This window comes from Polaromonas sp. P1_E1_2, from assembly GCF_056406035.1.
In genome coordinates this window covers 1-7,056 of sequence record NZ_JBFUAZ010000177.1, presented here as the reverse complement: position 1 = coordinate 7,056, position 7,056 = coordinate 1, and the positions used below count along the sequence as shown (strand labels likewise).

Here is a 7,056-nt window from a genome sequence, read left to right as displayed (position 1 = left end):
CGGTCGCGCTGCTGGATTTTTTGAAGGCCCACCCGAGCGACAACCTGTACCTCGTGGGCGACATCGTCGACGGCTGGCAGCTGCGCCGCCGCTGGTACTGGCCGCAGTCGCACAACGACGTGGTGCAAAAACTGCTGCGCCGCGCCCGCAAAGGCTGCCGCGTGGTCTATGTGCCGGGCAACCATGATGAGTTTGCGCGTGAATTTATTGGCAACCAGTTCGGCGGCATCGAGGTGAWCGATGAAGCCGTGCACACCACCGCCGACGGCCGGCAGCTGTGGATCATCCACGGCGACTACTTCGACGCCGTGGTGCAGTGCGCCAAATGGCTGGCCTACGTGGGYGACAACCTCTATGAATTCACACTCAAACTCAACCGCCACCTCAACAGCCTGCGCGCCCGTTTGGGGCTGCCGTACTGGTCGCTGTCGGCTTACCTGAAGCAAAAGGTCAAGAGCGCGCTCAATTACGTCACCGACTTTGAAGAGGCCGTGGCCAATGAAGCCCGCCGCCGCGGCCACCAGGGCGTGGTCTGCGGGCACATCCACCGCGCCGAGATGCGCGACATCAACGGCGTGCTGTACTGCAACGACGGCGACTGGGTGGAAAGCCGCACCGCGCTCGTGGAAAACTTCGACGGCACCCTCGAGCTGGTGCACTGGGCGCCCGCGCATGAAACGCAGGGCCGCGGGCATGTAGCTTCCACGGTGACCGCATGAGGGTCGCTCTTGTAACGGACGCCTGGCAACCGCAGGTCAATGGCGTGGTCACCACCCTGGTGGAGTTGGTGCGTGAACTGCAGGAGTTGGGGCAYCAGGTGGAAGTGATCCAGCCTGGCCTCTTCAAGACGCGGCCTTGCCCGGGTTATGCCGGTATTGACCTGGCGGTACGCCCCAAGCGCGGCCTGACCGAAAAGCTCGATGCCTTTGCGCCTGAGGCCATCCACATTGCCACCGAAGGCCCGCTGGGCTGGGCTGCGCGCAGCTATTGCCTCAAGCGCGGCCTGAAGTTCACCACCGCATTTCACACCAAGTTCCCCGAGATCCTTCATGCGGCATTGAAGATTCCGCTGTCCTGGGGTTATGCGCTGTTCCGCCATTTCCACAGGCCCTCGTCGGGCGTGATGGTGCCTACCCATGGCGTGCTGCGCATGCTGGAGCAGCGGGGCTTTCAGAACCTGCGCAGCTGGACGCACGGCGTGGACACGGAGCTTTTCGGCTTTGAGCCGCAAGCGCGGCTGTACCCGCCCATGGGGACGGTGGTGCGGCCGGTGTCGTTGTTTGTGGGCCGGGTGTCGTATGAGAAAAACATCGAGGCTTTCCTCAGGCTGGACATTCCGGGGACCAAGGTGGTCTGCGGGGTAGGGCCCCTGGAGGCAACGCTCAAGGAGCGTTATCCGCAGGTCCGCTGGATGGGTGTTCTGCCCCGGGATGAGCTGGCCAAGGTCTACGCGGCGGCCGATGTGTTTGCCTTTCCCAGCCGGTCGGAAACTTTTGGCCTGGTGATGCTCGAAGCCATGGCAGTCGGCACACCGGTAGCCGCCTACCCGGTCGATGGCCCGCTGGAGGTGCTTGGAAAGCCCGATGGAAGCTGTCACGGCGGTGTCATGCATGAAGATTTGCAACAGGCTTGTTACAGCGCATTGGCTGTGCCGCGCCATGAAGCCCGTTTGCGCGCGCTGGACTTCAGCTGGGCCCATGCGGCGCAGCTTTTCGAGTCGTTCCTCGTAACCGCCGGGCACAACAACGCCATGAGCGGTACTTGCCAGCCTTTTCAGGCGGGTGCACCATCAGTCAAAAGTACTGTCACGCCATTGTCATGAAACACGTCAACACTGTGACTTGTTGTTAATGACAAAGACCACTCTTGTTGATGCCCACTTCACCCGCCTCGGTGGCAGCCGCTGCGCCACCCGTCCAGTTCCTGGACCGCGACCACAGCATTCTTGCCTTCAATGAGCGGGTGCTGGACTGGGCCAGGCGCCCGGACGTGCCGCTGCTGGAACGGCTGAGGTTTCTCTGCATTGTCTCGTCCAACCTGGACGAGTTCTTTGAAGTCCGGACCGCGCCCCACCTGACGGCGGCGCAGGCCAATGAACAAAAAGCGCTGTATTCGGTGCAGTCTTTCGCCGCACTTTCTGCGGCAGCCCACGACATGGTGGCGCGCCAGTATTCGCTCTACAACGACGAGCTGCTGCCGGCCTTTGAGCGGCAGGGCATACGCATCGTCTCGCACGGCGAGCGCAATGCGGCCCAGCGGCGCTGGGTGAAAGCATATTTCGAAAGGGAAGTGCGGCCGTTGTTGATTCCAGTCGGGCTGGACCCTTCGCATCCGTTCCCGCAGGTGGCCAACAAGTCGCTCAACTTCATCGTGCGGCTGGGCGGTCATGACGCCTTTGGGCGCGACAACGACATTGCCATCGTCAAGGTGCCGCGCGTGTTGCCGCGGYTGATTCATATGCCTTCGCACGGCAAGGACAAGAGCCGGCTGTTCGTGTCGCTTTCCAGCGTGATCCGGGCACACCTGGCCGAGTTGTTTGCCGGCCGCGAAGTGGGGCAGTTTTCGCAATTCCGCGTCACCCGGCATTCTGACCTGGCCGTGGATGAAGACGACGTCAAGAACCTGCGCACCGCCTTGCGCCAGGGCCTGGAGCAACGCCATTACGGGCAGGCTGTTCGGCTGGAGGTTTCTGCGGGCTGTTCGGAATACCTGGCCAGCTTCCTGCTCAGGCAATTCAACTTGCCGACGCAGTCCCTGTACCGGGTGCACGGCCCCGTCAACCYGGTGCGGCTGACGCAACTGGTGGACCTGGTCAATGACCCCAAACTGCTCTTCCCCGGCTACAGCGCGTGTTACCCCACCCAGTTGCAGCTCGGCCAGTCGTTCTTTGAGCGGCTCAAGGAAGGCGACGTTTCCATTCACCAGCCTTTTGAAAGTTTTGACGGCGTGCTCGCCTTCCTGCGCGAGGCGGTTAACGACCCGCAAGTGCTGGCAATCAAGCAGACCATTTACCGCACAGGCACCGACTCGGAGCTGATGGTGCTGTTGCGCGAAGCGGTGCGCCGCGGCAAGGAAGTGACGGTGGTGGTGGAGCTCAAGGCGCGCTTCGATGAAGAGGCCAACATCAACTGGGCGGAAATGCTGGAGTCGATAGGTGCGCAGGTGGTGTACGGCGTGGTGGGCCTCAAAACCCACGCCAAGATGCTGCTGGTGACGCGGCGCGAAGGCAAACACCTGGTGCGCTATGCCCATCTTTCCACCGGCAACTACAACCCGCGCACGGCCCGCMTTTACACCGACCTGAGCTACCTGACGGCCGACCCGCTGATGACGGCTGACATCGACAACGTGTTCGTGCACCTGGCCAGCCAGAGCCGCCTGCCCAAGCTACACCATTTGCTGCTGGCGCCGTTCCAGCTGCACCGCAAGCTGATCGAGAAAATCGATTCGCTGGGCGAAGCCGCCTTGCAAGGCAAAGACACGCGCATCGTGGCCAAGATGAACGCGCTGACCGACGAAGACCTGATGCAGGCGCTGGTGAGGGCGGGGCAGCGCGGCGTGAAGATCGACCTGATTGTGCGCGGCGCGTGCATGCTGCCGGCGCAGGTTCCCGGTGTCACGGACAACATCCGAGTGCGCTCCATCATCGGCCGCTTCCTCGAGCATTCACGGGTGTTTTATTTCCGCTGTGCTGAAGAGGAAACCTTGTTGCTTTCCAGCGCCGACTGGATGAACCGCAACATGTTGCGCCGGGTTGTACTGGCCTGGCCTGTGACCGACCCCGGTCTGCGCCAGCGCATCATCGACGAGTGCCTGGTGGCCTACCTGCATGACGGGCGCGACGCCTGGGATCTGCAGCCTGACGGCACTTACCTGCGCGTGAACCCGCAGGGCGATGCCCCGCGCCACGGTGCGCAAGCGGCCTTGATGGCACGCTATTCGGCTCCCCATCACCAGGAAAAATAACATGGACCTGATCCTGTGGCGCCATGCAGAGGCAGAAGACTGGCCCGAGGGTGACCCGCAGGGCGGAAGCGATCTTGAGCGCTCACTGACGTCAAGGGGCGAGAAGCAGGCGGCCCGCATGGCCAATTGGCTGGACCGTCAGTTGCCCGAAGGCGCGCGCATTTTCGTTAGCCCGGCACGGCGCTGTGAGCAGACCGCGCTGGCGTTGGGACGCAAATACAAAATCCGCAGTGAGCTGGCGCCCGACGCCACGGTTGAACAGCTGCTGGAACTGGTGCAATGGCCGTCGGCCAGGTCGCCGATTCTGGTGGTGGGCCACCAGCCCAACCTGGGGCAGGCCATCGCGCAGCTGCTCAGCTTGCAGGAAAGCGAATGCCCGGTCAAGAAGGGTGCGCTTTGGTGGCTTCGCAGCCGCGACCGGGATGGCCTCAACCAGACCGTCGTGGTGACCGTGCAGTCGCCTGAAGTTCTCTGAAACAGCAGCACACTCAAAGCCTGCCCGCGGACAAAAAAACGGACCCAATACAGGTAAGTTTTCCCGGTGCCAAGGCTATAGTGCAAATACCGCCGTTCCAGGGCCTGATCCAGTTTCTTATGTCCAGATTAGATCGCAACCGCCAGGTTATGCCGCAGGTTTTGCGGCATACATTACGTTAAGCAATCCTTTTGATTCGCCAGTTCTAAGGAATTCGATGCATGCTCTAGGCGCTATATTGCTGGTCATTGCGGGCGCCATTTGGGTGATAGGGGGCCAAATTGTCGTGGGTCGGTGTCACAAGCGGTACGGGAAAGAGTTGACGTACAGGCAGTACAAATTGCCCTGGTCTATTTTCAATTCAGAAGAGTGGAAATTGACTGCAATTCTTGCAATTGCTTCGCTTTCTTTGGGAGGACTTGGTGCGACATTTGTGCAGTGGTAAAAGGACGAGTTTGTTTAACACAACGCTGGACGCTGTCACGCAAGCGTGCCGGTCAGCTCGGCGTTAAACCATATGTCCTTTTGTTCATCTTGCGGAGAGGTCATTGGAACCAATGCCACAAGCTGCCATCAGTGCGGCGCTGGGGTTGGAACTATTCGGGGATGGATGCCTCTTGGTTCGCCTCCTCCGTCTGAACTCACTTTTAGGCCGTCATTCGCTGGAAAAGCATTTGCCGTTGGGCTCGTTGGGTTGGCTCTGGTCGCGGCTTTCTTGCTTTTTGGCAGTTGAAACACTATGCATGCTCCTTTCCTGTTGATCACCGTTCGGCATGCAAGTGAAAGCGGTATGGTTGCCTCGGCATGCAGCAGGTTTCCTCCGTCGGCCCAAAGGCGATCGCCTTCGGCGTCACCTGGCCTCCAACGTTAGGCGCCGAAAGGCGGACCCATGCTGCTGCTCAAGTCGCTCGTAGCCTGGGTGCTCATACTGTGCCTGGCAGTGGCAAATGGCGCTTTGCGAGAGGCGGTTCTCATTCCTTCTCTTGGCAGGGCCGGCGGTTTGGTTCTGAGCGGTGTATTGCTTTGCGTGTGCGTGGCGCTGGTCGCCTATGTCCTTGTTCGCATTGAGCAAGGAATCTTGGTCAAGCAAAGTGCGTTTGTAGGCGTTCTTTGGTTGTGCCTGACACTGGCCTTCGAGTTCGGCTTCGGGCGTTACATCCAGCACAAGCCTTGGCCTGAGTTGCTCGCCGCGTATACGTTCAAAGGCGGTAACCTCTGGCCTGTCGTCCTTCTCGTCACTCTTCTGGCGCCATACTGGGCAACGCTCGCTCACGCAAGGTCGAGGCATGCAAAGAGCGGTGCCTAACCCCTCCGTCGAGCGGACGTCTTCCGGCAAGCTTCGCTTGCCTCCAGCCGCCGCTCATAGCAAACGTTAGACCTCAGAACCCAACTACTGGCTCGAACACATGTCAACCCAACAGCACCGCGTAACGCCTGTATCGCTTCCTCCAGAGTCGGCAGTTACCAGAGCCTACGCATCGACGAATCTCGCAGATGCCTACTCGATCGAGCTTCCACCCGGAGCGTCGACCAATCCCGAACTGCTGGCGAGGTTCATCTTTTCCCATCAGGCACCGTGGGTTGGTACCCTCATGTCGGTCCGGGATGCGGTCGTCGGCAGGGTCGGCCTCAAAACCGCCAGGCAACTCACTTCACTTGAAGCGCAGGGCAAAACAGGCCGTCTTGGCATCTTCAAGATCTACGGCACAAGCCCGACCGAAGTTGTCTTTGGAGAAGACGACAAGCACCTGGACTTCAGGCTTTCTGTCCTCTGCTCCAGTCAGCCGTTGCCGGGAGGCAAACGCAACCTGACTTTATCAACCGTGGTCCATTGCCACAACCGCCTGGGTCGTCTCTATATTCTTGTCATCGCCCCGTTCCACCGCTTGGTCGTTCAATCCAGTCTTCGTCGTGCTGCCCGAATCGGCTGGCCGCTGGCAGCGGAGGCGTAAACCAGATTCCCGGTCGCCACGTGTAGCCCGCTGAGGGCCCCCCCCTCATCGAGGGGACGTCCGCAAGCAAGCTTCGCATGCTTGCGGCCACCGCTCGTGTCAAACGTTAGTTGGCATGAAAGCTGGGAGCTCCTGCAGTTCCTTTGCGTGGCTTAAGAACCAAGCGTAGGCCGGCCGGTCTTGATGGCGGGGACCTGCTCCAGCGCCGTCAGGAAGGCGGCGTCGGACAGGGTGGCCAGCAGCTTGATGCCCGCGCGCAGCAGTTCGCTTTTCTTGGCGGGGCGGGTCAGTTTGGCGGCGCGTTGCTTCAGGCCGTCAAGCACCACGTATTCGGTTTTCGGRATGGTGAAGCTGTCGCGWACCAGTTTKGGYTTTTTGGTTTTTTCCGGCTTTGCGGTTTTGGCGGKTTTGGCGCTKGCTTGTGGTTTKGCCGCAGGCTTTTTGGCGCCGGCCTTTTTCACGATGGCTTTCTTGACCGTGCCTTTGCCGGCCGGGGCCTTGGCAGGAGGCGATTTTTTCGGGGCGGGCTTGGCGGCGGTTTTCACGGGTGCCTTGGGCGTTGCGGCCGGTTTAGGTGCCGGTGCGGCGGGTTTTGCAGTTGCTTTTTTGCGGGTTGCCATGGATTGATCCTTTTTGGTGAGCGGTCGAATAAACCGTATATAT

Annotated in this window: 7 protein-coding genes; 6 read left to right on the top strand and 1 reads right to left on the bottom strand. The window is 60.5% G+C overall.

The genetic code is table 11. The features are described 5' to 3' along the window. The 6 genes from AC1D1P_RS10450 to AC1D1P_RS10425 form a co-directional block, all read left to right on the top strand. Positions 1-719, top strand: a 719-nt coding sequence (locus AC1D1P_RS10450; RefSeq protein WP_477672924.1) for a UDP-2,3-diacylglucosamine diphosphatase, incomplete at its 5' end; no start/stop codon positions are given. Continuing rightward, a complete protein-coding gene (locus AC1D1P_RS10445) occupies positions 716-1,822 on the top strand; it encodes a glycosyltransferase family 4 protein (protein WP_477672923.1) in 1,107 nt (368 codons plus the stop codon). The genes AC1D1P_RS10450 and AC1D1P_RS10445, both read left to right, overlap by 4 nt. 50 nt (positions 1,823-1,872) lie before the next feature. Then, the gene (gene ppk1, locus AC1D1P_RS10440; protein WP_477672922.1) at positions 1,873-3,966 is read left to right on the top strand and encodes a polyphosphate kinase 1; all 2,094 of its coding nucleotides are present in this window, start codon (positions 1,873-1,875) and stop codon (positions 3,964-3,966) included. 1 nt (position 3,967) lies between these two features. Next, positions 3,968-4,441 carry a SixA phosphatase family protein gene (locus tag AC1D1P_RS10435; protein WP_477670896.1) on the top strand — a complete coding sequence of 158 codons (474 nt, stop codon included), beginning with the start codon at positions 3,968-3,970 and terminating at the stop codon, positions 4,439-4,441. A gap of 889 nt (positions 4,442-5,330) precedes the next feature. Further along, positions 5,331-5,747, top strand: a complete 417-nt coding sequence (locus AC1D1P_RS10430; protein ID WP_477670895.1) for a hypothetical protein — start codon at positions 5,331-5,333, stop codon at positions 5,745-5,747. Between the two features lie 100 nt (positions 5,748-5,847). Continuing rightward, positions 5,848-6,393, top strand: a complete 546-nt coding sequence (locus tag AC1D1P_RS10425; RefSeq protein ID WP_477672921.1) for a DUF2867 domain-containing protein — start codon at positions 5,848-5,850, stop codon at positions 6,391-6,393. 152 nt (positions 6,394-6,545) lie between these two features. Here the strand turns inward: AC1D1P_RS10425 and AC1D1P_RS10420 are convergent, their stop codons facing one another. Continuing rightward, on the bottom strand, positions 6,546-7,013 hold the full coding sequence (locus AC1D1P_RS10420; protein WP_477672920.1) for a hypothetical protein: 468 nt from the start codon (positions 7,011-7,013) through the stop codon (positions 6,546-6,548). Between the last annotated feature and the right edge of the window lie 43 nt (positions 7,014-7,056).